19 protein-coding genes are annotated in these 25,906 nt (G+C 37.7%); 7 read left to right on the top strand and 12 right to left on the bottom strand.

The window, feature by feature from the left end:
• Positions 1-270 precede the first annotated feature (270 nt).
• The 5 genes from QMA08_RS17445 to QMA08_RS17465 all read right to left on the bottom strand — a co-directional run bounded on the left by QMA08_RS17445 (position 271) and on the right by QMA08_RS17465 (position 5,090).
• Complete coding sequence (locus QMA08_RS17445) at positions 271-801, bottom strand: YgjV family protein (protein ID WP_356783352.1); 531 nt, start codon at positions 799-801, stop codon at positions 271-273.
• A gap of 125 nt (positions 802-926) precedes the next feature.
• Positions 927-2,390 carry a sel1 repeat family protein gene (locus QMA08_RS17450; RefSeq protein WP_290175044.1) on the bottom strand — a complete coding sequence of 488 codons (1,464 nt, stop codon included), beginning with the start codon at positions 2,388-2,390 and terminating at the stop codon, positions 927-929.
• Between the two features lie 23 nt (positions 2,391-2,413).
• Positions 2,414-3,832, bottom strand: a complete 1,419-nt coding sequence (locus QMA08_RS17455) for a cellulase family glycosylhydrolase (protein ID WP_290175045.1) — start codon at positions 3,830-3,832, stop codon at positions 2,414-2,416.
• 15 nt (positions 3,833-3,847) lie between these two features.
• The gene (gene rhaM / locus QMA08_RS17460; protein ID WP_290175046.1) at positions 3,848-4,162 is read right to left on the bottom strand and encodes an L-rhamnose mutarotase; all 315 of its coding nucleotides are present in this window, start codon (positions 4,160-4,162) and stop codon (positions 3,848-3,850) included.
• 10 nt (positions 4,163-4,172) lie between these two features.
• On the bottom strand, positions 4,173-5,090 hold the full coding sequence (locus tag QMA08_RS17465) for a DUF4861 family protein (RefSeq protein ID WP_290175047.1): 918 nt from the start codon (positions 5,088-5,090) through the stop codon (positions 4,173-4,175).
• A 381-nt stretch (positions 5,091-5,471) separates the two neighbouring features.
• On the opposite strand from QMA08_RS17465, the gene QMA08_RS17470 reads away from it, so the two are divergent.
• Positions 5,472-6,935, top strand: a complete 1,464-nt coding sequence (locus QMA08_RS17470) for a sulfatase (RefSeq protein WP_290175048.1) — start codon at positions 5,472-5,474, stop codon at positions 6,933-6,935.
• Between the two features lie 102 nt (positions 6,936-7,037).
• On the opposite strand, the gene xylA is transcribed toward QMA08_RS17470, so the two are convergent.
• Both xylA and xylB read right to left on the bottom strand, forming a co-directional pair.
• Positions 7,038-8,357 (bottom strand): xylose isomerase, encoded by a 1,320-nt coding sequence (gene xylA, locus QMA08_RS17475; RefSeq protein WP_290175049.1) that lies wholly within the window; start codon positions 8,355-8,357, stop codon positions 7,038-7,040.
• A gap of 30 nt (positions 8,358-8,387) precedes the next feature.
• Complete coding sequence (gene xylB, locus QMA08_RS17480; RefSeq protein WP_290175050.1) at positions 8,388-9,845, bottom strand: xylulokinase; 1,458 nt, start codon at positions 9,843-9,845, stop codon at positions 8,388-8,390.
• Between the two features lie 282 nt (positions 9,846-10,127).
• Here xylB and QMA08_RS17485 point away from each other — a divergent pair, with 282 nt between their 5' ends.
• From QMA08_RS17485 to QMA08_RS17505, 5 genes are all read left to right on the top strand, one after another.
• Positions 10,128-11,159, top strand: coding sequence for a LacI family DNA-binding transcriptional regulator (locus QMA08_RS17485; RefSeq protein WP_276754916.1), 1,032 nt, complete (start codon positions 10,128-10,130; stop codon positions 11,157-11,159).
• A gap of 76 nt (positions 11,160-11,235) precedes the next feature.
• Positions 11,236-12,639 carry a sugar porter family MFS transporter gene (locus QMA08_RS17490; RefSeq protein WP_290175118.1) on the top strand — a complete coding sequence of 468 codons (1,404 nt, stop codon included), beginning with the start codon at positions 11,236-11,238 and terminating at the stop codon, positions 12,637-12,639.
• Between the two features lie 102 nt (positions 12,640-12,741).
• Positions 12,742-14,217, top strand: coding sequence for a sulfatase (locus QMA08_RS17495; RefSeq protein WP_290175051.1), 1,476 nt, complete (start codon positions 12,742-12,744; stop codon positions 14,215-14,217).
• A 153-nt stretch (positions 14,218-14,370) separates the two neighbouring features.
• Positions 14,371-15,771 (top strand): BNR repeat-containing protein, encoded by a 1,401-nt coding sequence (locus QMA08_RS17500; protein ID WP_290175052.1) that lies wholly within the window; start codon positions 14,371-14,373, stop codon positions 15,769-15,771.
• A 159-nt stretch (positions 15,772-15,930) separates the two neighbouring features.
• Positions 15,931-17,343, top strand: coding sequence for a BNR-4 repeat-containing protein (locus QMA08_RS17505; protein ID WP_290175053.1), 1,413 nt, complete (start codon positions 15,931-15,933; stop codon positions 17,341-17,343).
• A gap of 313 nt (positions 17,344-17,656) precedes the next feature.
• Here the strand turns inward: QMA08_RS17505 and QMA08_RS17510 are convergent, their stop codons facing one another.
• The 4 genes from QMA08_RS17510 to QMA08_RS17525 all read right to left on the bottom strand — a co-directional run bounded on the left by QMA08_RS17510 (position 17,657) and on the right by QMA08_RS17525 (position 23,215).
• On the bottom strand, positions 17,657-18,535 hold the full coding sequence (locus QMA08_RS17510; protein ID WP_290175054.1) for a DNA replication terminus site-binding protein: 879 nt from the start codon (positions 18,533-18,535) through the stop codon (positions 17,657-17,659).
• Positions 18,536-18,692: 157 nt separating this feature from the next.
• The gene (locus QMA08_RS17515) at positions 18,693-20,036 is read right to left on the bottom strand and encodes an ATP-binding protein (protein WP_290175055.1); all 1,344 of its coding nucleotides are present in this window, start codon (positions 20,034-20,036) and stop codon (positions 18,693-18,695) included.
• Between the two features lie 78 nt (positions 20,037-20,114).
• Positions 20,115-21,113: a site-specific integrase gene (locus QMA08_RS17520; RefSeq protein WP_290175056.1), complete on the bottom strand. Its 999-nt coding sequence runs from the start codon at positions 21,111-21,113 to the stop codon at positions 20,115-20,117.
• 689 nt (positions 21,114-21,802) lie between these two features.
• Complete coding sequence (locus QMA08_RS17525; protein ID WP_290175057.1) at positions 21,803-23,215, bottom strand: FGGY family carbohydrate kinase; 1,413 nt, start codon at positions 23,213-23,215, stop codon at positions 21,803-21,805.
• A gap of 342 nt (positions 23,216-23,557) precedes the next feature.
• Here QMA08_RS17525 and QMA08_RS17530 point away from each other — a divergent pair, with 342 nt between their 5' ends.
• Complete coding sequence (locus tag QMA08_RS17530; protein ID WP_290175059.1) at positions 23,558-24,337, top strand: DeoR/GlpR family DNA-binding transcription regulator; 780 nt, start codon at positions 23,558-23,560, stop codon at positions 24,335-24,337.
• Between the two features lie 194 nt (positions 24,338-24,531).
• On the opposite strand, the gene QMA08_RS17535 is transcribed toward QMA08_RS17530, so the two are convergent.
• Positions 24,532-25,902, bottom strand: coding sequence for an NAD(P)(+) transhydrogenase (Re/Si-specific) subunit beta (locus tag QMA08_RS17535; protein ID WP_290175060.1), 1,371 nt, complete (start codon positions 25,900-25,902; stop codon positions 24,532-24,534).
• Between the last annotated feature and the right edge of the window lie 4 nt (positions 25,903-25,906).

Consider the following 25,906-nt stretch of genomic DNA (forward strand, 5'->3'; position numbering starts at 1 on the left):
TGAGCAGCCCGGTGACCTTGAACCGCTATTACCTTGGAATATTAAGCAAGGCTAGGTGTCGTTAGCTATACGCTTACAGACTAGTGAAGATTAATGTGGGTTATTCATATGAAGTTATCGAGGTACTTTATCTCAGTACAATACTCAGCTTATAATATGTAAAACTCAAAAAGATTAATATTTACAGTGATATAATCAAGTAGAATAATGAACTAAAGCCATAGGGTAAGGCTTTAGTTTATATTGTATACAGTAAGATAAAATAAGTAATTAAGCTCGTAGGTTGAGTTTATGCAATTTATAAATAGTTGTTAAGTTGAGGATAATTACAGTGGCCTCCAGTAGTATCCCACCTAGTGACCCAACAATAATATTGTTTATAAGCCATAAACATGAGCCTAAAAGCACTACCCAGCGCATCTTGATCCCATTGAGACAAAATAAAGCGTACGTACCTATACACGATCCAGCTATTGCTATGTAGTCTGTCCATTGGCTTACGGTTAGATAACCTATCAACGCGGTAAGTATAATGAATAAGACAGCGACCCACTTTGCTTTTGTTTGCAATGAAGTTGCTGTTCGCCCTGCTGCGAATAAGCAGCATAGTGAGGAAGTTACTGCATTTAATAAGTAAAAGTGTAATGCATGATTTAAGTTCATTAAAATCATCATGATTTTAAAGCGGCGGTCATCTTTTTGGATAAAGCATAGCATTGCTAGGATGTAACTTACAAATCCTAAAGCTTGTGCAAAATAACTATCCAACACATACTCTCCTTTAAATATCGCTAATTGCATGAAGCAGTAATAATTAAACAGCCTTAATAGACTAAAACAGATTTACAGGGAAATAATTGACTGCTTTGGTGATGCTTGAAAGTGCAGCAGGGCATTTATCTAAGATGACGATACCCTAAACTAGGCTATTCGTCTGTTATATACACTGTACCAACAGTCGATTTTTCTAATAGAGACTGCCATTCACGAGTGTCCCAATTTGCAGAGATACCTCTACTAATTGCTGTGCGCATATTTCTAACAAATTGACTAAAATCTCTAGCCTCTCTATCACGATAAGACAACGCCAACAAATAGTAGTACTCAGGATTATTATCATGTTGATGTTCAATATTTTTCAAATCTTGCACGGCAGATTCAATATCATACAAGGACTTATCCTTGGCTGTAAGCTTAATATCAATAGCTCTAATTGCTGAGTTTATATCACCTTTGCTCATTGCAGATGAAAACCAAAATAACGCTTTGCTTTGATCTTGTTGCACCCAAGGGCTTGAGTTCAAAAGCATGCCTAAGCGGTACTCTGCACGGATAAGGCCATATTTGCTCGATTGGGATATCCACTCAATTGCTTCTGGGATATTGCGTTGCTCTCTATAAAGTAACATCCCATACTCATACATAGCACTAGGATGACCTAGTTTGGCGATAGCTAATAATTTTTGTTCAGCCTCTTGCGGCTCTGATGTTAGCCAAGGAAAATTTAATAATGCCATCGCGTATTGATATCGTTCGTTTAATGTTGTTCCTTGTTTTAACTTTTTCGACGTGCGTAATATTTGTGCATACATAGGTTCATTTTTATCAATCAAAATTGATTTTGAATAAACTGCTGCACCAAGAAATACTCTGTGAACAAAACTTATATGTTGATTATTTATTGATGGTTTTGGCTGAGGGAAGAGAATAAACTCGTTTATGAGTCTTTTAGCAGAGCCACCCATGTTTTGCACTTCAAAATAATTACGAATCGAGCCATCGGCAGCAATATCAATATCTAATATTAGATAAGGTTCTTTAGGGGTCGACATATAAGTGGCATCTTCATTTCCACCTTCTTCAATGGCTAAGTTATTTAAATTAGCTATAGAGTCTTCCATAAAGTCTTCGCTATAGAAAAGGTGTTTCAATTTTTCATTTCCATCAAAAGTAACTTTTGAAGGCAATGAGCCTTGTAGGATTACAGGGAAATACTTGGCATCAATAGCTTGTTTACCCAACTTTACTTTATAGTCTTCCATTACTTTGATAAAACTAGCTTTAGAGTCAGTAGAGAGTGTCGCTAGTGTGTTATCTATCACTTTTTGTGCATCAAAATAATCATATTCAGCCGCTAAAGAGTAATAAATGAGGGCATTGACAACATCTTGTTTTACTCCTAAGCCCCTGGCGTACATCCTTGCTAATTGATAATATGCATGTGGATTACCAAGTTTAGCTGCTTCTATATAGCCAGCCTTTGCTAAATCATATTGCTGGGCTGTGAAATAACTGTCTGTTTTAAGAATATCAGCAGCCATTAGGGTTGAGGCATGCACGGCTGCAGCTAATAACAGCCACTTTATTTTTTTCTTCATCATATTTACCATAATGATAGCCACTGTTGTGAGTGTTATTTGCTTATGTTTACTGTTGGATCCGGGGCCTTGTATATTCCGGGCTTAATTTTGATATTAATCTGTGCTTTATTTTTAGGCCATGATAGTAAAACTAGTTGCTGTCTATCATTATCCCAAATAACCTCACTTGGTTGTGTATTCTCGCTTGAGCTATGAACTTCTAAGCCTGATTTTATCGGGCTTTTACTCATAATGAGATCATCACCAATGTAGACAGTAAATCCATCTGGATAATGTCTATCTGCACCAACAAAAATACGTGAAACCCCTTTAGCATTATCACTTGTGATATTTAAATCTAAAGTGCGTGTGGCAAAGTGAAATTTAAAGTTTTTGATGTCACCAGCAATTATTTGTGGGTATGGGCGTGCAATAATATCAGTTATATACTTTCTTTCTACAGTACCAATTGCTTGTTCATCACTGAAAATAGCCCATGTGGAAGGGCCTCCAGGTAAGAAGTTTTGATAACTACGATTGCCTAGAAACCATGCTTTAATAGAGCCAACCCCCATTTCATCGAAAATTTCAGCCGTTTTTATGTAAAACTCAATATAATTGAGTTGCTCTTTGACGGAGTTATCGGTAGTAACAAGGGTAGGAAACCCCCACTCACCAATAAGTATTGGTGCATCTAATAAATTAGACTCTTTATCAAACCGCTCCATTGTAGGGGCTATATAATCTAAATTTTCTTGGTATATATGTGGTGCAAAGACAATATTTTTACGATCTATTTTCTTTGTTATTTCCGCATATTGGTTTTTGTTGATGGCATCGCCTTTATTCATGAAAATAGTTTGTATTAAAAACTGTTTATTGTCGCTGTACGGAATAGCAGCATCGATAATTTTTTCATATAGTGGGATCAAATATTGGTTGGTTAAATTATCGTAAGAGATGTCCATATCTTTTTTACGAGGCTCATTAACTAAATCATATCCAATGACATAATCATTATTTTTAAATGCTTCCCATACATGCTTCCAAGCATTGATGTAGGTTTTTTGTTCGTTATTTTTGTTTAGATATAAATCTTCCCACGAAAAGCCTTTAGCACCATACACGGTCATTTTAAAAACAGTTTTAATACCAGCCTCGCGGCCTAGCTTTGTCGCGCGTTTAACTCTGGCTAAATATTCAGGTTTAAACGTGTTGTCGCCAAGTTCACTTAATTTACCCATTTCAAGTCGAATAACTTGAACATTGGCACCCATTCTTACCATTCTTAAATAGTCTTCAGGGTTGAAGTCCACCGCACCTGCATTGTCATTGGTATTAATGACATAGCCTCTAGGGATCATATGCCTACCATCGTTATCTCTTAAACCGTGTTTAATATCGGCAAAACTGAACGGTGATATTAACCATATTGTGGCTAGTACTAAAACCTTACAAATGCGATGTGACATAACGACTCCTTTATTTTAGTCTAAGTGGAATACTTGTTGGAGAGGTGTAACAACTGGCGAATTGTCAGAGTTTGTTTCCATAATGTCAGACATAAATGCCCACCACTTTTTAACAACTGGTGTAAGTGGTAAGTTGTCCATTGTGTGATTATTTGCTCTTTTCAAAACAGCAAAGAGTGTGTTTGATGATGGCTCATGGAATATTGAGTAATCAGAAACACCTGCATTTTTTAGCTCTATGACTAGCTCTGGCCAAATCTCGTCATGGCGTTTTTTATATTCAGCTTCATGACCGGGCAATAGAGTCATCGTAAATGCAATTTTTTCCATGTGAATATCCTTATTTATTAAAGTTATCTAGGTAACTATGCCATTGCGTTTGCGTTGTTATTTCACCGGCAGCTTCCCAAGCAAATCCTGCATAATATTCAATTGAGCCATTTTTTTCAGAATTGGTGAAAAGCCAAATATGACTTTCATCTTTTGTTTCTTTAGCAATGTGCTTAATGCCTGTGACTTTGCTTGGATCAATAACAACGCCAGTGCCAAGTGCCCTTGAATCAAACGTTTCCCATGCTGAAATTCTGCCAGTCTGCTCATTGTGAGATACAGTCGCTTTTTCGTCGTGGGTTGTAATGCCAATAGCAATTGGAAGGGCTGCTGGTTTACCATTGAGTTTAAACTCAGAGTTTACTTGATATAGGTTTGAACCCATCGGTAACGAAATGGTTTTTGATTCATTTATTAGGCCTAGTGGTGTTTCAAATTCATACTCGAGAGTAAATACTACTTTATCTGGGCCATTAGTAAGGATTTTATAGCTTTTATAGTTATGTGCTGTGTAATCTTTTCCATCAACCCATATGGCTGAGCCACCGACACCACGGCTAATACCTACATGGTATGGGTCATAACCTTCACCAGTATCTCTATGGTAAGAGCCGGTTTTATTAAATGCTTCAGCATACCATTTGTCGATAATTGAATAATCGACTTTTTTGAGCCAAGCGTCAACGCCACTGGCATGTCCTTTTAGTGGAGCTGCAGGGCCATACACTCGAAATGCAACTTTGTCATTTTCCCAAGCAAAGTCATCTTGTCTTTTAGGCACAAACTTAGCGTAAGCCTTAACTTCACTTTTATATACACTTTGACCTTGGGTAGTGGATGAACTTTCATTAGCGCATCCTGATAAAATTAAATAGCTTGCTGCTAAAAGAAGCAAAGGTGACTTTTTTTCTTTAAGTGTTTTATTCATCGTGATTCCTATAAGTTGTGTGCTTTATGACAGTTAGTTTTATTACCTAAGAAAATACTTTCAACCAGCTTATTCGCTAGTAATAGTTAGTGCTTGAAGATGGCGACTTCCACTAAGGAATGGAATAAATAACATTGATAGTTGTAACAACAATTAATACTGCAATTGCATAAATATTTTTCTTATGTAAACGGGCATGTGGTTTTCTATCTTTATTTTTATGCAAATCAGACCCCATATGAGTTACTCCTACTAGAAATAAAATAACCAGCTGTGTAGTTTTGATTGATATTGCATTATTATGATTGCCATTGCAATAAAATGCACCTTTAATGTTTTAAATCAAGAAAAATTGAAAATAAAGGTAAAGGAAAGCCCATTATGAACAGGCGTAATTTTCTTATTAGTAGCGCTAGTATAGCTGCAGTATCTTTAGCTGGATGTGAATTTAATTGGTTAGCACAGTTAAGAAAAGAATACCCAAATGTGTTAATGCTTATTGTTGATGACTTAAATGATTGGATTGGCCCCTTAGGTGGGCATGCCAACACTAAAACTCCCAATATTGATCGTTTAGCCAATATGGGGACTGTGTTTACTAATGCACACGCATCTGCACCGTTGTGTGGGCCATCACGCGCAAGCATTATGACCGGCCTAGCTCCTTCTACAACAGGAATTTATGGGCACGTTGAAGACAATGATATTAAGTCTGCAAATGATAAAGCAAGTCAGTCAATCTTTTTAAGCGAGTATTTTAGTCAACATGGTTATTATACTGCCGCAGTGGGTAAGGTTTTTCATAAGAGAGTAGCTGATGCCAGCTTTGATAAATATGGTGGCCGAGCCAAAGGGTTTGGTCCTTACCCTCCAGAAAGAATGAAATGGCATGATCCCAGAACAAATACCGACTGGGGTGCGTTTCCTGATACTGATGAGCAAATGCCTGATTTTGAGTCCGCACAATGGCTAGCGGAACAGTTAGGAGAAGACTACGATAAACCATTTTTCATGGTTGGCGGGTTTCTTCGTCCACATGTTCCTTGGCATGTGCCAAAAAAGTGGTTTGATATGCACCCTATCGAAGGAATTGAGTTACCACCTTATTTTAAAGGTGACTTAAACGATGTCCCGGAGATTTCAAAAGCTGTAACCGAATTACCTATGATGCCCACTACAGAGTGGGCGATAGAGAATGATGAATGGAAAAATATGGTACAAGCTTATTTAGCTAGTATTTCGTTTGTCGACTCTTGTATCGGGACAGTTTTGGATGCGCTTGAAAATAGTCAGTACGCAGAAAATACCGCAGTGGTATTGTGGGGAGATCATGGCTATCAGTTAGGTGAAAAAAGTAAATTTGCTAAAATGGCTTTATGGGAAAGGGCCACTCGAACACCGTTGATAATTAAACCGCCAAAGTCTTCGACCAAACAAGTGAGTAATCGCCCTGTTAGCCTATTGGATTTGTATCCTACATTGATCAAAATATGTGGTTTGCCCGACAACCCGTTGAATGAAGGGCAGGATTTATCACCCTTGCTAAGGAAGCCCGATGCACAATGGGAGCATGCAGCAGTAACGACCTATGGTCCAAATAACCATGCAATTAGAACAGACCGTTATCGCTATATCCGTTACGAAGATGGAACAGAAGAGTTATACGATCATGAGAATGATGAAAATGAGTGGAACAATGTCGCTGCTTCAGATGAATACCAAGGAATTAAAGAGCGCTTAATTGTTTTTTTACCCAAAGAAAATGCTGAGTGGTCTGTTGTTTCTGATTATACCGGCAACCCATACTTTTCAGAGCTGACTAAAAAAGCATTAATGAAAGATTAGAGATAAAAGCCATAAGAGAGTAGTAACTTGCTAATGGCTTATTTGTATTAGTTTTAATATTGAGCCCTCTTAGCTTTTCTGCTGAGGGGAATTTATTTAAATTTAAACGTAGCGGTTAACAATATTCTCAAGCAGCTCTTGGCGACCAGAAACTTGCTTAGGATCGATGTTGTTCTCGTGTACTAAGGCTGAAAGGCTTTCAAGTGATTGCTCACCATTTAGAATGCTTTGACCTAGGTCTTCTTTCCAACCTGCGTAACGTTTTTCAACAAAGTCAGTTAGCTCGCCACCTTCAATCATTGCTGCTGCATTGAGTAATGCTTTAGCCATCGTATCCATACCGCCAATGTGGCCAATGAATAAGTCATCACGCTCACACGATTGACGACGAAGTTTAGTGTCAAAATTAAAGCCACCCGTTGTAAAGCCACCCATTTTTAAAATTTCGTAAACAACAAGTGTGCACTCAGCTACGTCGTTAGGAAATTGGTCTGTATCCCAACCGTTTTGCATGTCGCCACGGTTAGCGTCAATACTACCCATAATGCCTTCTGCGCAAGCAACTGCAATTTCGTGATGGAAACTATGACCCGCAAGTGTTGCGTGGTTTGCTTCAATGTTTACTTTAATTTCGTCTTGTAAGCCATGCTTATGTAAAAAGCCTGCAACTGTTGCTGTATCGTAATCGTACTGGTGCTTAGTTGGCTCTTGTGGTTTTGGCTCAATTAATAATGTGCCTTTAAAACCAATTTTTTTCTTGTGCTCTACAACCATTTTCAAAAAGCGTGCGTACTGTTCGCTTTCTTGTGCAAGGTCTGTATTTAGTAGCGTATCGTAACCTTCACGGCCACCCCAAAGTACGTAGTTTTCGCCGCCTAAACGATGCGTAATTTCCATTGCATGTTTAACTTGTGCTGCTGCGTATGCATACGTATTAGGATTAGGGTTTGTTGCACCACCGGCACAAAAACGTTGGTTTGAGAATAAGTTAGCAGTACCCCATAGTAGTTTTACACCTGTGCGCTGCATTTCTTTTTCGATAATGTTTGCTATGTGCGTTACGTTATCGTGGCTTTCTTGTAGTGTTTTACCTTCAGGGGCAATATCAACATCATGAAAACAAAAGTAAGGAACGCCCAATTTTTCATAAAATTCAAAAGCTACTTTTACTTTTTGTTCAGCAAGTTCTAATTGATTGCCTACAGGTTGGATCCAAGGACGGTCAAACGTACCTTCACCGAAAATATCAAACCCTGTAGAACAAAAGTTATGCCAGTAACAGGCTGCAAAACGTAAATGTTCTTTCATTGTTTTGCCAAGCACTACTTGGTTTTCGTCGTAGTAACGAAATGCAAATGGGTTTTTAGAGTTTTCACCCTCAAATTTAATTTTTTCAACGTTTGTAAAAAATTGCTCGCTCATAATGTGCTCCATTAATTTTATAATAGTGTATTAAAAGTATGTTTTTACACTTTGATAAAGTGCTTTGTATGTTGTGTATTGTTGTGCGTAAAAGTTTTGCATAACTGGGTCTGGCTCAATTGTTTGCGTTACTTTGCCGTTAACACATACTTGTTGTGCAGGGAGTTGTTCTACTGCTATTCGGGCAAGTCTTGCGGCGCCAAATGCAGGGCCAACTTCTGAGCCTTCTCGGTAAATAAGGGGGCGGTTAAGTACGCTTGCGATGATTTTTCCCCACAGTGGGCTCTTAGCGCCGCCACCAATAACGGTTACATCGTCAATTTGTGCGCCAGCATCAAGCAGAACTTGTTGGCCATCGGCAAAGGCAAAAGCAACCCCTTCGAGTACTGCGCGGCCAAGGGATGCTGCATCGGTATCACTGTCTAAACCAAAAAACACGCCTTTAGCATCGGGGTTATTATGCGGCGTACGTTCGCCAGTTAAATAAGGTAAAAATATCACTGAGCTTGGTTTGCTAAAGTCGCATTTGCTTACTTGTTCAAGTAATGCGCCTTCGTTTTCAAAACCGGTTAATTTAGTGACCCAGGTTAAACAGCTTGCTGCGCTTAACACCACTGACATTTGGTGCCAAGTATTTTCAATGCAATGACAAAAGGTATGTACTGCACCTTCTGGGTTAGGCAGGTATTTTTCGTTGGCAACAAAGTAAACACCCGAAGTACCTAATGATAAAAACGCTTGCTTTGGTTTTACAACGCCTACACCGGCAGCGCCTGCGGCATTATCGCCACCGCCTGCAACAACAGGTACTTGCTCCATTCGCCATTTAGCAGCCACATCAGCGGTTAATTTGCCCGTGATTTGTGTGCCTTCAAAAAGAGTAGGCATGTGTTGCTCTGTTAAGTCGCAAGCGCTAAGCATTTTTTGCGACCATGCTCTTTTTTCTACGTCTAGCCATAATGTGCCAGCCGAGTCAGACATGTCTGATGCAAAATCGCCGGTCATTAAAAAGCGTAGGTAGTCTTTTGGTAACAATACTTTGGCTACTTTTGCAAAGTTTGCTGGCTCATGCTCTTTTAACCACACTAATTTTGGTGCAGTAAAACCAGGCATTGCTATGTTGCCGGTAATATTACGAGAGTTAGGTTCGCGTTTTTCAAGCTCTACACATTGCGCTGCGCTGCGCCCGTCGTTCCATAAAATGGCGGGGCGAATAATACTATTGTTTTTATCAAGCAGTGTTGCGCCATGCATTTGCCCAGAAAGACCTACTGCCTTTACTGACTTTAGTAATGCAGGGTGAGTATTTTTAAGCTCCTCGATTGCGCTAGATGTAGCGAGCCACCAATCTGCTGGATTTTGTTCAGAAAAAAGGGGGGCCGGGCGTGAAACGCTCAAAGAGCCGCTCGCTTGAGCAAGCAATTGGTCTTGCTCGTCTAAAATAATTACTTTTACACCTGAAGTGCCTAAATCTATACCAAGGTACATAACTGTAAATCTATTCTGCTGATTTTGTTAGCGCTAACATTAGTTTATTGAGTTGTCATAAGTCAATAGTAGAATTAATTTATCTATTTTTGCTTTTATACCTTTGCCAATAAATATTCAGTGTTGATTAGTCGGATTATTTGTGGTTTATTGTTAACGCTAACATTTTGGTGTATGTATTGGGATTTAAGATTAGTAGTAAGTAAGTTAAAGTTATTCAACTATGTATAATAAATAACTAAGAAGCGATTTATATCAATACAGTAGTGATAGGTAAAAAACATGGCTGAGCCTAAAAGAGCAAGAATTCAAGATGTAGCAGAGTTAGCGGGTGTTTCCATGATGACGGTTTCGCGTGTGCTTAATCAAGATGTGAAAGTTAGCAACAAAACACGCGAAAAGGTTATGGCGGTTGTTGAGCAGTTAAATTATAGGCCAAATGTATCTGCTAGGCGCTTAGCCAGTAGTAAGTCATTTTTTTTAGGCCTGCTATATGACAATCCAAGTGACTCTTACATTAGTCAGTTCTTGTTAGCAGCTCTTAAAAAATGCCGAACTTTGGGGTACCACCTCGTTGTTGACGAAGCACATGAAGATGTTAACAAAACGATTGAATCGGTGAAACAGTTAATTGATGTTACACGTGTAGATGGCATGATTTTATTGCCGCCTATGTGTGATAACGAAGAAGTGCTAGCGGTGCTTACAAACGCTAATGTACCGTTTGTAAGAATAACCCCCGATACCAAGCTTAATAGTTCACCATATATATGCATGGATGATTATCAAGCCGCTTTTGATGTTACGCAAAGATTGATTGATCAGGGACATAGAAAGATTGCGCATATTATTGGCAATAATATCCAAGGTGTAAGCCGCTTACGATACCAAGGGTATTTAGATGCGTTGCGTTCAAATAAAATTATTACGCCGCCTGAGTATATAGAGCAAGGAAGTTTCACTTATCAATCGGGAATGGAAGCTGCGGTTAAATTACTTGCGTTAGATGATAAGCCAACCGCTATATTTGCTGCAAATGACGACATGGCAGCTGCGGTTATTTCCATTGCACAAAAGCAAGGCGTTGCGATACCAAGCGAATTATCAGTCGTTGGTTTTGATGATACTCAACTTGCTCGCGTTGTGTGGCCGCATATTTCGACGGTTAAGCAACCAATAAATGAAATGGCTGAGTTGGCAGTTACGTTATTATCCTCTGGTAAGTATAGCGATATTAGCAATGTAAAAAATTCGGACTTAAGACACATTTTAGATTTTGAATTAATAGAAAGAGAGTCAAGTTTAATAAAGTAGAATAACTAACAAGGCTAATATTTACAGCTTACTTACTATTCAAAATCTGTATTAATAACAACAACACACACTATGGATATTTATGAATAATAAAGAAAATGTACTATTAATCGTTTTGGTTTGCTTTGTAGCAACCATTGGTGGTTTTTTGTTTGGGTTTGATAGCGGTGTTATAAACGGTACTGTAGATGGCTTACAAACGGCTTTTGGTTCAAGCAGCGCAGGCACGGGCTTTAACGTATCAAGCATGTTAATTGGTTGTGCTATTGGTGCATTTAGCGCTGGTCGTTTGGCTGATAAATTTGGCCGCCGTCTTATATTACTTGTTGCAGCAATATTCTTTATTGTGAGTGCATGGGGGTCAGGCGTTGCTGATACATCGTTTGAATTTGTAATTTACCGAATTTTAGGTGGCTTGGCGGTAGGTGCTGCATCAGTAATGACGCCTGCTTATATTAGTGAAATTGCGCCAGCCCGATACCGAGGCACGCTGTCTACTTTACAGCAAGTGGCTATTATTTTTGGTTTGTTTAGTGCTTTTGTCAGTAATTACTTTTTAGCAAATAGTGCCGGGGGGTCAACGGCATTATTTTGGTTAAACCTAGAAACATGGCGTTGGATGTTTTGGATTGAACTTGTGCCTGCGATCTTGTTTTTTGTTGCGTTATTTTTTATCCCAGAAAGCCCACGTTATTTAATTATGGCTAGAAAAACAGAGGCAGCGATGAATGTGTTGACTCGTTTGTATGGCGCTGAATCTGCTCAGTCAAAACATGACGAAATTGTCGCGTCACTTGCCGATGATAAACACCAACCCAAACTTTCTGATTTAATTGATAAGTCTAAAAATAAATTGCGCCCAATTGTATGGATAGGTATTGGCTTGGCCACTTTTCAGCAATTAGTGGGTATCAATGTTGTTTTCTATTACGGGGCTGTACTTTGGCAAGCGGCAGGTTTTACTGAGTCAGATGCATTGCTTATTAATGTAATAAGCGGAATGGTAAGTATTTTAGCGGTATTCATTACTATGTACTTTATAGACAAAGTGGGTAGAAAGCCATTTTTACTGATTGGATCTATAGGTATGACAATTACCCTTGCTGCTATGGTTTACGCTTTTTTAAACGCAGAAACGGGGACTTCGGGTAACTTAGAGTTAGGTGAACAAGGTGTCGTGGCTTTAGTAGCTGCAAATGCTTATGTGTTTTTCTTTAATTTGTCTTGGGGACCTGTTATGTGGGTAATGTTAGGTGAAATGTTCCCTAATCAAATTCGCGGTTCCGGTCTTGCTGTTGCAGGGTTTGCACAATGGATTGCAAACTTCTTAATTACATGGTCATTCCCTATTATGCTGACTGGTATTGGCTTGGCCGGCGCTTATGGGTTTTACGCAATCTGTGCCCTGATTTCGGTATTATTTGTCTTTAAGTTCTTAAATGAAACGAAAGGCAAAGAACTCGAAGAGATGGGTGGGTAATTCTATATATTTCAGATAACAGTGTGGGGCTAATGAAACCCAAGTCTCACCTTTTGACTCACAATGACATTTATAGTCAGAAAATTATAAGCTAGGAAAAATATGAAATTACATACTATATTCATTTCTTTATGCGTTATTTTATTGAGTGCCTGTGGTGGAAAAGCCAATACTTCTGCTGTTGAGTCACCGCAAACATCTACGTTGAAAAAGCCAAACATTTTAATGATTGTAGTTGATGACTTAGGTTGGTCTGACGTAGGTTACAACCAAACTACTGACTTATTTGAAACCCCCAATATTGATGAACTCTCAAAGCAAAGCTTACGTTTTGATCAAGCTTACGCGGGAGCAGCAAATTGTGCACCCAGTCGTGCGGTTTTAATGTCTGGCCAATATGGTCCACGTCATGGTGTTTATACGGTCTCTCCATCGACGAGAGGAAATGAGAAGACGCGTAAATTAATTCCAATTAAGAATAAGCGTGGGCTAAACCTAGAAGTAATTACATTGGCTGAATCGTTAAAAGCAGCGGGTTATGCGACGGGTCACTTTGGAAAATGGCATTTGGGAGCAAATCCGGATAAACAAGGCTTTGACACAAATGTTGCTGGTAGCCACCAAGGGATGACCTTTCATTATTTTAGTCCTTATAAATTACCTAATATTGAAGATGGACCAAAAGGAGAGTACCTAACAGATCGCTTGACTACAGAAGTAATTGATTGGGTAAAATCTAAAAAGAATGAGCCATTTTTTGCGTACTTACCTTATTATACTGTACATACCCCATTTCAAGCGGTCGCTGATATTGTAAAAAAATATCAGGATAAAGGTATTAAAGATATAAAACAGGCAACTTATGCGGCGATGGTAGAGTCGATGGATACTAATGTTGGCCGTATATTGTCGATGCTCGAGGCTGAAAACTTAGCTGATGATACCCTCGTTATTTTCACCTCTGATAATGGTGGTTACCGCATGTCATCATTTCCTTCACCATTAAGAGCAGGTAAGGGCTCTTATTATGATGGTGGATTACGTGTTCCTTTATTGGTTCGTTGGCCTGATGTGATAACTCCCAATATTGAGCAGACACCAGTTATTAATGCCGATTTTTATCCAACACTTTTGAGCTTTGCTAATGCTGAGCAACCAGACCAAGAGTTGGATGGAATGGATCTGAGCTCACTACTACTAGGAAACGAAACAATTACATCTCGTGATTTGTTTTGGCATTTTCCTATTTATCTTCAAGCACATCATGCATTAACTGACCAAGGACAAGATCCCTTATTTAGAACTCGCCCCGGCAGTGCTATTAGAAGCGGTAATTGGAAACTAATTCAATATTATGAAAATAATGAATTTGAATTGTACGATCTTGCTACTGACCAAGGTGAAACGGTGAATTTAGTCAACAGTGCGCCTGAGAAGTTTAAAGAACTTAAAACAAAGCTACTAAATTGGCAGCAACAAATTGGTGCTGATATACCTACGCAATTAAACCCTAAGTACGATGCTCAGTTGAATGAGCAATTAATTGCTGAGAAGTTATTGCAAATTAAAGAACAGTAAACCGACAAAATATTAATTTACAGTATGTGGTAACACTAAAAACCGATGATGCTTATCTCATTGTGATATAGGATTTTGTTCCCACATTTATATCTAGTAGCTTAAATAGATAACGATATTTAACAGATCTATTTAAATTTGAGAGAATTTATTATGCACTCAAGGCGTACTAATCTTAAAGCTAAGTATATATTTCTTTGTAGCTTATCCTTTTTATCTATTCTAGTGAGTTTTGCATCGCAATCACGTCAACATGAGCAAACAGTTACTTCAATAGCGATTGACCGTGTGTGGTCTGGGCATCGCATTAAACCTTATTTGTTAACTAGAGGGCAGCAACAGTTTGTTGCCTACTATGATGCAAATCGTCAAATGACGGTGGCACATAGGCAGTTAGGTGGTAAATGGAGATACTATAAAGTTGATAGTTGGTTAGGGTGGGACAGTCATAACTATGTCACTATGGAACTTGATTCTGAAGGTTACCTGCATGTAATGGGTAATATGCATGCTGATCCACTTGAGTACTTTCGTATGTCAGAACCATTGAATGTACGCTCTCTTAAGCGTGTGCCTGTCATGGCGGAAAAGTCACTTGAAAAAAGAATGACATATCCAGTATTCCTTCGTAACAAGCAAGATCAACTTATCGTCAAATATCGAGATGGTGGAAGTGGCAATGGTAGCGAAATTTACAACATTTATAATACTCAATCCAAGTCATGGAGCAGGTTACACGCCAATACTTTCTTAGATGGCGAAGGTAAAATGAGTGGTTATTTCGAAGGACCTACACTAGGTCCTGATGGAATGTTCCATTTAATTTGGGTATGGCGCAATACACCAAATGCGGCGACTAATCACAGCCTGTCTTATGCAAAAAGCGAAGACCTAATCAATTGGCAGAATTCAAACGGTGAAGATATTTCGTTACCTATTACTGCTAAAAGTGCTGAAGTTGTTGACCCTGTCCCACCCTTTGGTGGAATGATTAATGGGAATGTAAAAATTGGGTTTGATCATAATAAGCAACCTATCATTTCATATCATAAGTACGATGAAAATGGCGATACTCAAGTTTATGTTGCACGTAAAGACGGAGCAGCCTGGAAGACTGTAAGGATTAGTGATTGGAAAGGGTTTAGGTGGGACTTTGGCGGTCATGGATCATTAGGCCGCTTTAAGGTTAGGCCGTATGCTCCAGAATTACTAGCGGATAATAATATTGGGGTATTAGTAAGACGAAACGATGAAGTAATGCGCTTTATATTAAACCAGCAAAGCTTGGAGACAGTAAGCGTTGAACATGCCGATATTTATCCCCCTATTATCAATGCCGCAATAAAAGCAGCTAACCCTCATTATTCGTTCAATAAAAAGGCTATTAAATTAGAAAGCCAGGTATTTGAGGGCAAGGGAGACTCTTCAGCCTTTGGTAAAAAGTTTTATTTGTCTTGGTTAAATCAACCAGGAAATAGAGACAGTGCTCACCCGTATATTTCCCAACCGAGTGTACTTACATTAACTGGAATTGATGAAAGCCAGATTAAGTAAATTAAATTTTAGGCTTTTGTGCCCTCATCAAATTTTGGTGGGGGCTTTCACCCCTAACCAATCATTAACTTGCATTTTTATCCACATTAAATCATTATCACTCACACACAAATAATTAAGTAACTTAGCACTTAAGCGGTTAATTCACAGGTAACAATAATGAAAAAAATAATCAAACCACTCAGTGTAATGACAACATGCGCTGCAATACTTTTAACTGGTTGTAGTTATAATCAACCAAAGAATGATAACTATGTTGATTACTTTGCTGATAATGCAATTGGTAACCCTTTGGCTATCGTTCAGCACCCCGCAGGGATTTACCGCGATGGCATCACTTATGTCTCATACCAGGGGCCTTTAGAAGATCCCTATGTCGCATCTTATAATCATCAAACCAAAGAGTGGAAAGGTCCATATAAAGCTGGCATAAGTGATATGGGTAAAGACCCATCGAGGAAAAAAATAGACAATCATGGCAAACCAACCATATTAATGGATGATTTAGGCTATGTTCATGTATTTTTTGGTGGTCATGGAGGCATGCCTAAACATGGTAAAAATCCATTGGGTAATATTCACTATGGTAGAAATATTCATGCAGTTACAAAAAAGCCTTTTGACATTAGCAGCTGGGAAGAACTAGACACCATACCTGTATTTGGTACTTATAACCAAGCAGTAAAAATGGATAATGGTGATATTTATTTATTTTATAGGCATGGAGCGCACCGAAGTGATTGGGTATATCAAAAATCAACCGACCACGGCCGTACATTTGAAGAACCAGTTTCATTTTTAAAGCATAAAAGACGCGATGACATTAAAGCAGTTGATAGCTGGTATGCATGGGTTGAAAAAGGAAGAAATGATGAAATTATAATTGGCTACGATTACCATGTTTGCTGGGATGGGAAAGCAGGTATTAATGGGCGAGGTCATACAACTGAACGACATAATGCCTACTACATGACATTTGATACTAAAAATGACGAATGGAAAAATGTTAAAGGTGAGCAATTACCTCTGCCAATCACGCGAGAAATTGCTGATAAAAAAACATTGGCTTTAGATACCGGTGAAAAATGGACTTTTAATGGGACTGTTCACCTAGATTCTAGCGGCTACCCGCATTTAGCAACTAATATCGGCAAAGATATAGGTATGAAAACAGGCGGGCCCAAGCAAACGACGCATATTCGTTGGAATGGCTCAAAATGGATCTCAAGTAATGCAGTTGATTCAAGTGCTGTTACTAGCAATCAAGATACACGAGGGGATTTTATTATTAAAGCCCCACAAGAAGTAAGTTTTATTCTTGAATCAAAAGAGGGTAGTGATGCTGTAATTTCTTATTGGGATAGCAAAGACGGAGGCACTACTTTCAACAAAGGTGATGAATTAATTAGACGCACAAATTCTAATTGGGCGATTACTTCAATCATCAATGATGGGCATCCAGATGCAAGGATGGTGGTGGCTGAAAAGCAAAAAGGTAAAGCCAATAGAAAAGTTTACTTACTAGGTGATAATGGTCCTATTCAGCGTTTAAAGTCTGAAGTAGATCATTAGAGTTAATTGTCATCTACGCTAAAAATAACTAATGATACAACCTAACTCAGAGGATCACGGAAAAGCTAACTCGACACTTTTACGAAGATTTCGTCTAAGATTAGAGTTATGCTTTCTGCTTCCTCTGTAAAAGTTTTATGTCGATCCCAAGTAGAACTAATTTAAAGTAGCTTATTTGATAGAAGTACAAGAGATCTTAATTATTGCTCGTCAGAGGGTGACTTTAAAAAGGCATATATTTAAAGTGAGTTGGGAGCCGATGATATAGTAATTCACCCGCACTTAAAATATACCACGATGCTAGATTAAATCGCTAAGATTGATCAATAAATTCACTAACAACATACAGTCGTTTAATAAGATAATTTTGAAATCGCTTTTTATTCTTCTTATCGATGTAACTTATCAGTGGAGTTATTTTTATAGGTTCGGCGGTAAAGATGATAGCTGGTAGATGGCCATAAAACATAATAGTTTTCGTATCATCAGTAAATGAAATGTTTAGCTTAGGTACGATGGGGAGGGGTCGCTTCACTTTAACGAAGTCGCTAGTATTATTTCTAATTAAATCAACTTCTTTATCTACCCAGGGGGCCCATTCAGATTTAGTTTGCCCTGCCGGAGGATTATTTTTACTTCTTTGTAGGTAGTCTAAAAACTCACTTTTTTTTATTCTACGCATACTGTTCTTATTACACCACGTAAACCCAACGCGCCTTACTGGTGAGGTTGTAGTTTTAATTAAGCGATAAATCTGTAGAGTGATTGCGTTTGGGCATACGCTCTGTAGTAATTCACGTTTTTTTGTATGATTTAGTGCGCTTGAGTTAATTAAACTTTTAATTTTTAATTTTAGGTGATTACATTGATAGACTAGCTCTGAAATACGCTCTCGATGCACTGGGTTTAATTGAATAATTCCTGGTAAACGAAATGGGTATTTCGCAGAGTGTTGGTAATCTGGTGTGAATCTAGAGAATGCCCCCGTAGCCATACTAAGAGCTGTGAAACCGGTAAAAGACTCTGGCTCGATGAATTCCCACCCACTTGAATCAGACACATCACCTGCTACAGCGGGTAACTTATAGCACTGTGCATGAATTACCTCTGTTTCTAATAAAGATTGGTTTAGTAAATTTGTAAATTTTACTAGCTGATTATACGCACAAGCTATTTCCATATATAAAGACATAAAGCTATACCATCATACTAAGTATCAACAATATGCCAGACTTCAGCCCCGATGTATAGTCAGTAATTTAGATATTAACCGTTTAAGGAAGTAGATTTTAGTATGATGGTATAGCGATAATTCTAGTTACCTTTGCTTAATTAGTTAGGGGGAAAGATCATGCCCCCTTTTTAAACTCATTCTGAATATCATCTAAATTGTCTAGTGAAAACCCTCTATATGAAACTCTATAGCCTTTTTTGTTTAAGTTCTGCAGTAAACTCTTAGACTTCAGTATCAGTTTAGACTCACTATATTTTTTGTATTGGCGCTTAACTTCAGCAATTAAAATTTCTTTATCTAAATCGTTAATAGCGACAATATCGATTTCATCTTCACCTTTACTATTCCAATAACTACCAATATTGTTAAATTGCTTTGATTCTATAATAATAGCTTTAAATAATTCCTCTAGCTGGGTACCCGAATACGTATCAAAGTCCCTATATACTATGCGTCTTATGAAGTCGTAGTTCTCTATTTCAACCGCACTTCGGTTACTATATATAAAACGAAACCAAAAGCTTAAAAATTCATCTGCAATCTTATAGCGAATGTCTCTAGAGTTTTCTTTTGCAGTAATCGGCCTGAGCTTGGTAATGATATCAAAATCTTTTTCTAACTTATCTAAGTGTACGCCGACACTCATATCTAAATAACTCTCTATTCGGGGCCGGCTATTGTAGCCACTGGCTATAGCCCCTAAAATATCAAAATATGCACGGTGCTCAGAGCCAAAATCTTCCACAAGTCGATGCATCCCCTCTTTTATTAAAGGCGAACCATTTGAAATTAGTGTGTCAAAAGGTGAATTACCCGCATTAGTTAGCCACTCAAGGTATTTAGGTATACCGCCAGATAAACACCACCAAATAAGCATATCGTTTGGCGTATATTTATCATTATCCTTCATAATTGCTTTTATATAATGCGGCGCCAAAGGATTAACTTTAAAAAAGTAATCATCACGGTTAAGTAATGGCTGCTTTTCATCCTTAAAGATTCTTGTCATTAAATTGTACATAGACCCGCAGCAAACCAAATGCATCATCGATTTATTTTTGTATTCGTCCCATAGGTTTTGTAAATCTGAAAATAGGCTATTATTTACTCGTTCAATATCCTGAAATTCATCAATAACGACTGTAATAGGTGTATGTGTGGAGTAATCGAGTAAGTATTCATATATATCTTTCAAAGACTCGGGCTTAAAGAACTTTGTATTCAATTCATTTTGCAATATAGCTGAAAATTCGCTGACTAACGCACTCTCAGATTTTCGACTTACAAATAAATAAAGGTGTTTCTGCGCAATACCTTGAAAAGCCTCGTTAAGTAAACGTGTTTTTCCAACGCGCCTACGACCAACAACGACACTTAACCGACCTTTAGATTGTTCTATATCATCAGAGATCGTTCGTAACTTATTAAGCTGGACTTCTCTATTATAAAACTTTTGCATATACTAGCCCCTTAAAAACATTGTAATATTTATTACAGTAAATTTTATTACGGTAGCAATCATAAGTATATATCAATATTAAAACAAGCTATTTAAAACATCCTCGTAAGCTTTCTCTTCATCATTAACAATATACAAAGCTGTTGTAACTTCTTTCGCATGGCCTAAAAGCTTACTGATACGACTAATTTTGACTCCTTTATCATCAAGCCAAGTCGCGTAAGATCGCCTTAACGAATGAGGGGCAACTGTATTGTACTTTCTGCATAACTCATAAATTGCATTTCCTGTTAAAAAGTTATTTTCTCTGATAGAAAAACTACCTTTCTTGGATACTTTTATGAAAATCGGGCCGCTCAGTATGCCTCTTATATTTATCCAGTCTTCTAAAGCAGCTTTAGTCACAGGATGAAGCGCTACATACCTTTCTTTGTTACCTTTACCAACTACCTTAATATATTGAGAACTAATAAAAATAGTACGTCGCTTGCTTATTTCTATATCTAAGGAGGAGAGTTGAATATTTGCCAGTTCATTTCTTCTGAGCCCAGTACCTATCAGTAGGTGAAAGATAGCTTTATCTCTTATCAGTTTTACTTTATTGAATGGGTTGCTAGTTTCAATGCGTAGAAGTAAAGCTTGAAATTCATTTCGATCAATTACTTTATGCTTTTTTATACGTGAACCGGTAGAACCTTTAACTTTTAAAACCCCATCTAGCTGTAGGCGAGATATTTGGCCAAGTAAATATGCGTGTTCGCATACGCTTTTGGCTATAGAAACGTAAAGTGAAATGGATTTTGGTGAAAGGTCTTTATCTTTTAGTGTATTAATTAAACTATTTATATCTACAGAAGTTATTTCACGCCAAATAATATCGTAAAAAGATGAATAGTTATTGTGTTTTGCTATTGCTTGTAAGCAACGTATCGCTGTTTGTTTTGAGGTATCAGCATTTAATGAATGTATGTAGTTAAATATCGGACATTTATTATCAACACGTACAGTATGTATTAAATTCTGTTTTATTGCTGGTAATTGCTTATGGTCCATAATTTTTTTTAACCTACTTTTCATAATGCACCCAACTTCCTTCAACATATTAATCTACATATTTATACACTTAAACATTACTTGTGTAAATGTCCATTTACACCATTTAGGCCATTATGTTAAATTGAATGTTATATGTTTTTTTACTCACAATTCCTAACGTATTTTAATTCAATAAACGCATTTAAATAATCAAAGTAGGGCACGGAGGTATATTATGTTAATAAATAAAAGTAATCACCGTCTCTCTCAGAGTAACTGAATAACTCAGTCATAGAATAAATAAAATATAAAAAGAAAAGCGATCTTTGCCATTACAAATTTTTACTAAGTTAATTGGAGTTGAATGGGGTATGAATTACCCAAGAATAGGGGTTACACGAAAGAAGTTGGCTCGCTTAAAAAAGCCTCACTCATACTGCTTAAACATAATATTTTTTTATTTCGATATTTTACTAACCTTTTAAACTAGTGATAGACACCTTGCTATCGAATTAACTTAAAAACATTAAACTGTATAAAAACTCTACTTATAAAAGTAGAGAGCAAAGCTGAGAAGTCCAGTAATTACAAAGCAGAATTTTACTAACTTATCTTAATAATTGCTTATATTTTGATGTTGAGACACATTTTAAACCATTAAGAGCATTTGCCCGCCTAAATTAGGCCTAAAAAAAATAATAAATGGGTCTCAGTAGATTAAAAGCTGATCCCTACAATACTGTAGATCTAGATTCAGCATATTCTCGCCACTGTTTCTTATACCCTGAAAGGTTGCTAAGCTCAGTAGTTGACGAGGGTTCACATTCAATTTCACACTGAACATTGATCCAATCAGATAAATAACCAGCACCTTGTACTGTGCCTGTAGAGTCTTTTGATAAAATCACCTTATTATTGTCTCTTAACTGATTCAAAACAGCGCATAATAAAGGATTCTTCAAAAAAGCGCCTTCGATAAAAATGTCACCTTTGGCGCCCAACATATCCAGTTGGTAATCTATCATTAAAGCACTGTATATTGTTGCTAATGCAATACCACTTACTTTATCTGTATTGGTAGTAAAACCACACATAGCACCTCCAAATGGGCCACTTCCATTACTGAAATCAGGCAATGCAAACACTTGTTGATCAATCACATTTTGAATGTCGTCAACATTAAATTGCTCGCCAAGCCAGGAGCCAGCTCGCTCACAAATAGCTTCAAATTCTCTGCCGCCCATGAAGCGAGCGCAAGCAATCGGCTGCTGCATAGCATCAATATTAGCGAGCATATCTTTATCAGCATCAAGGTTACTGAGTGGGACCTGAGATGACATTAAAATAGTCCAAGTTCCAGTCGATATTACGGTGAAAGGTGCTTTATTTTGGGTCAGTTTATACCTTAAAAAACTCGCATTACTATCATGAATACCGTTAAAAAAGTGGCATTGTGGGTCAAGTCCAAGCTCAGCTATAAGTGAAGATGATACTTTGCCACAATTAAACCAAGCGGGTTTGATATCAGGAAGTAATTTCTCACATCCTAAATAATCCACCAAAGAGGAGTAGGTATTACTCTTAATTGACCATAGATCTGTATGGCAACCCAAGGATGTTATTTCATTTACTCTTTGCCCGGTAAAGCGCCATACCCAATATTGAGGATACATGAGTATATCCGTGACCTTTGCAAACTCATTAGGGAATTTTGCTTTAAGCCAATATAATTGACGGCCTAAATTTAATCCAGCTGGCAATGATGGTGAAAAAGTCTCATTGAAGGAAGGCCTAATACTTTCATATTCAGGGCTTTGCTCATAAACACCTGGGTATTCATAATCTAGAATAGGGAGTACAAGACCATCGGTACCTATCGAATTACGATCAATCAGCGCAGCCGTAGCCCCATGCGTTGTTATATTTATCGCATTGACCCTGTAAATTGGTGTGATCTCCTTAATACCTGCAATCAGCCAACCCCAAATCTCGCTTGTATTAATACTAGGGAAGTGTCCTTCCTTTACTACTGTATTTTTCATTTGTTTGGAAAATACAGAGTTATATTTTTTATCTAACACATGCAGTTTTACATGTGTTTTACCTATATCTATTACCAAAGAATACAGCGTCATTTCAGTCATTTTTATTACTTATTATTAATGTAAATAGAAACACAACCCATCTTTACTAATGCTTTTATCAACTAATTTTAGTCCAAAACGCGTTAGCATAACTAAGACAAGATATTATATGTATCTTAGTTTACACATAAAGAAATTGATTGCAAATGATTAGTTTAGATTGAATTTGAGTAAATTGGTTTTTTGAAAGAATATAATTCATTTACTACATTGGAAATTTAAGCATGTAACTATCCGTAAAACCTATTTTTTCCTTTTTAACTTATATAGTGATAAACTTTTAATACTGTATATGTATTATGAAATACATATAGCCCTTTTTGGTAAATGGAATAGTTATAAATGTTAGAAAAACATAGACAGCAGCTGATTAAAGAAATTGTAGATCGCGAAAGTTTTGTTAGTGTAAAAGTTTTAACTGATAAATTATCTTCATCTGAAGCAACTATTCGCCGAGACTTAACGAAAATGTCTGAACGAGGAGAGATTGTTAAGATTAGGGGAGGGGCTCAATCAAATTCTAATAAGAAAAAGAACATTCAAAGTTCAACATTTGAGATTGATAAGACTAAGCGAACAGATACAAAAAAATTAATAGCAAAGAAAGCTGTAGAGTTATGTGAAGATAATGATTCTATTATTATTAACGGTGGCAGCTCTACATATATGATGGGAGAGTACCTAACCGATAAGAAGTTGAACATCCTGACAAATTCTTTTGTTTTGGCTCACTACCTTTCCGAAAGCAGTGACAATTTAGTATCACTGCCTGGAGGAGAGATTTATCGTGAGCAAGGGATTATACTAAGCTCTTACGAAAAAGATAATACTGAACATTTTCGAAGTTCGATGATGTTTATGGGCACACCAGGAGTAGGTACATTCGGTGTAATGGAGTCAGATCCATTACTAATACTCTCAGAACAAAAACTAAAAAAACAAACGGATAAATTAATTATACTTGCCGATAGCACCAAGCTAGGCAAGCGAAGTAATTTTGTTTTCTGCCCTTTAGAAGAAGTTGATGTGCTCATAACTGATTCAAAAGCGGATAAAGAAATGATTAAGTACTTAAAAAGTAAGAATATCGAAGTCATTATTGTTGAGTCACTAGATGACTAAACCGGAGAGTATTAATTCATGTATTTAAATAATTAATAAACTCTAAAGCCTAACATCTTCACTATTTCAAAATTTTCATTAGTATGTTTCTATATAATGATTCCACATTGTGGAAGCCGAGTATTAGCTTAAGAATTTAAGTTTATGATATAAGAAGTGCCTTCATTATGAGGGCACTCTTGATCTTTTATTACTCAATCAGCAAATTGGCGTACTAAACTATTGAGTGTTTCTTTTGCGTCTCCAAAAATCATCCGACAGTTTGGTTTGAAGAACAGTGGATTATCCACTCCCGCAAAACCAGTGGCCATACCACGCTTAAGTACAAACACGTTTTTTGCTAAATCTGCGTTAATCACCGGCATACCATAAATAGGGCTGCCCACCATCTCGCGTGCCGCCGGATTGACCACATCATTAGCACCAATGACTATCGCAACATCAAATCCTTCTATCCGTGGATTAATTTCGTCCATCTCAAACAATTGCTCATAAGAGACATCCGCCTCCGCTAACAGGACATTCATGTGACCAGGCATCCGTCCTGCAACTGGGTGAATCGCATACGCCACTTCTGCACCATTGTTTTCCAATAACGCTTGCAGCTCTTTCATCGTATGCTGAGCTTGCGCCACCGCCATACCATAACCCGGAATAACCAGTACTGATTGAGCTGCTTCTAACACATAGAAGGCATCATCGGGACTAAGTGGTTTTATTTCACCTTCGATTTTCATCTCATTCGTGTGCACTTTTTGAAAGCCTGACGTCAAGACATTCATCAATGACCGATTCATCGCTTTACACATGATATTTGTTAAAATAATACCACTAGCACCTACCAACGCGCCGGCCACAATAAGTAAGTTATTCTCCAGTGCGAAGCCCGCTGCACACGCTGCTAACCCTGAATAGCTATTAAGTAATGAAATAACCACCGGCATATCCGCACCACCAATTGGCAGTACTAACATCACGCCCATTAACAGTGCTAACCCAATCGCCATGTAATGCCAAGTGGCTATCTCCGGTTGTGAAACAAGTAAATACCCTGACGCTGCAATCGCAAGAATAAGCACTATATTCGCAATAGCCTGACCTTTAAAGACTATCGGTCGTCCCACTATGCGCTCACTTAACTTCGCCCACGCAACAACACTCCCTGAAAAGGTCACCGCGCCTATCAATAGGGCTAAAAAACTCACTATTAGCACAAACACACTGGCTGACGCATCATTCACAATGGCCGCATACGCCACCGCTAAACTTGCTAAACCACCCACACCATTAAACAATGACACAAGCTCTGGCATGGACGTCATTTCTACTTTCTTTGCCGCGAAGACCCCCACTGCTGAGCCAAGCACTATCGCCCCTAAAATAAACTCAAACGAGATAATCTGCTTGTCTAATAAAGTCACCACCACGGCTACTAACATCGCAAGCCCTGACAAAAGGTTACCTCTTCGCGCTGTAGACGGATGGCTTAATAGTTTTAAGCCAAAGATAAACAGCAAAGCACACAGCACATACACGCCGTTTATAAATACTAAATAATCAGTCATCTTT

It is taken from the genome of Pseudoalteromonas sp. APC 3355, assembly GCF_030407615.1.
Taxonomy (GTDB): domain Bacteria; phylum Pseudomonadota; class Gammaproteobacteria; order Enterobacterales; family Alteromonadaceae; genus Pseudoalteromonas; species Pseudoalteromonas distincta.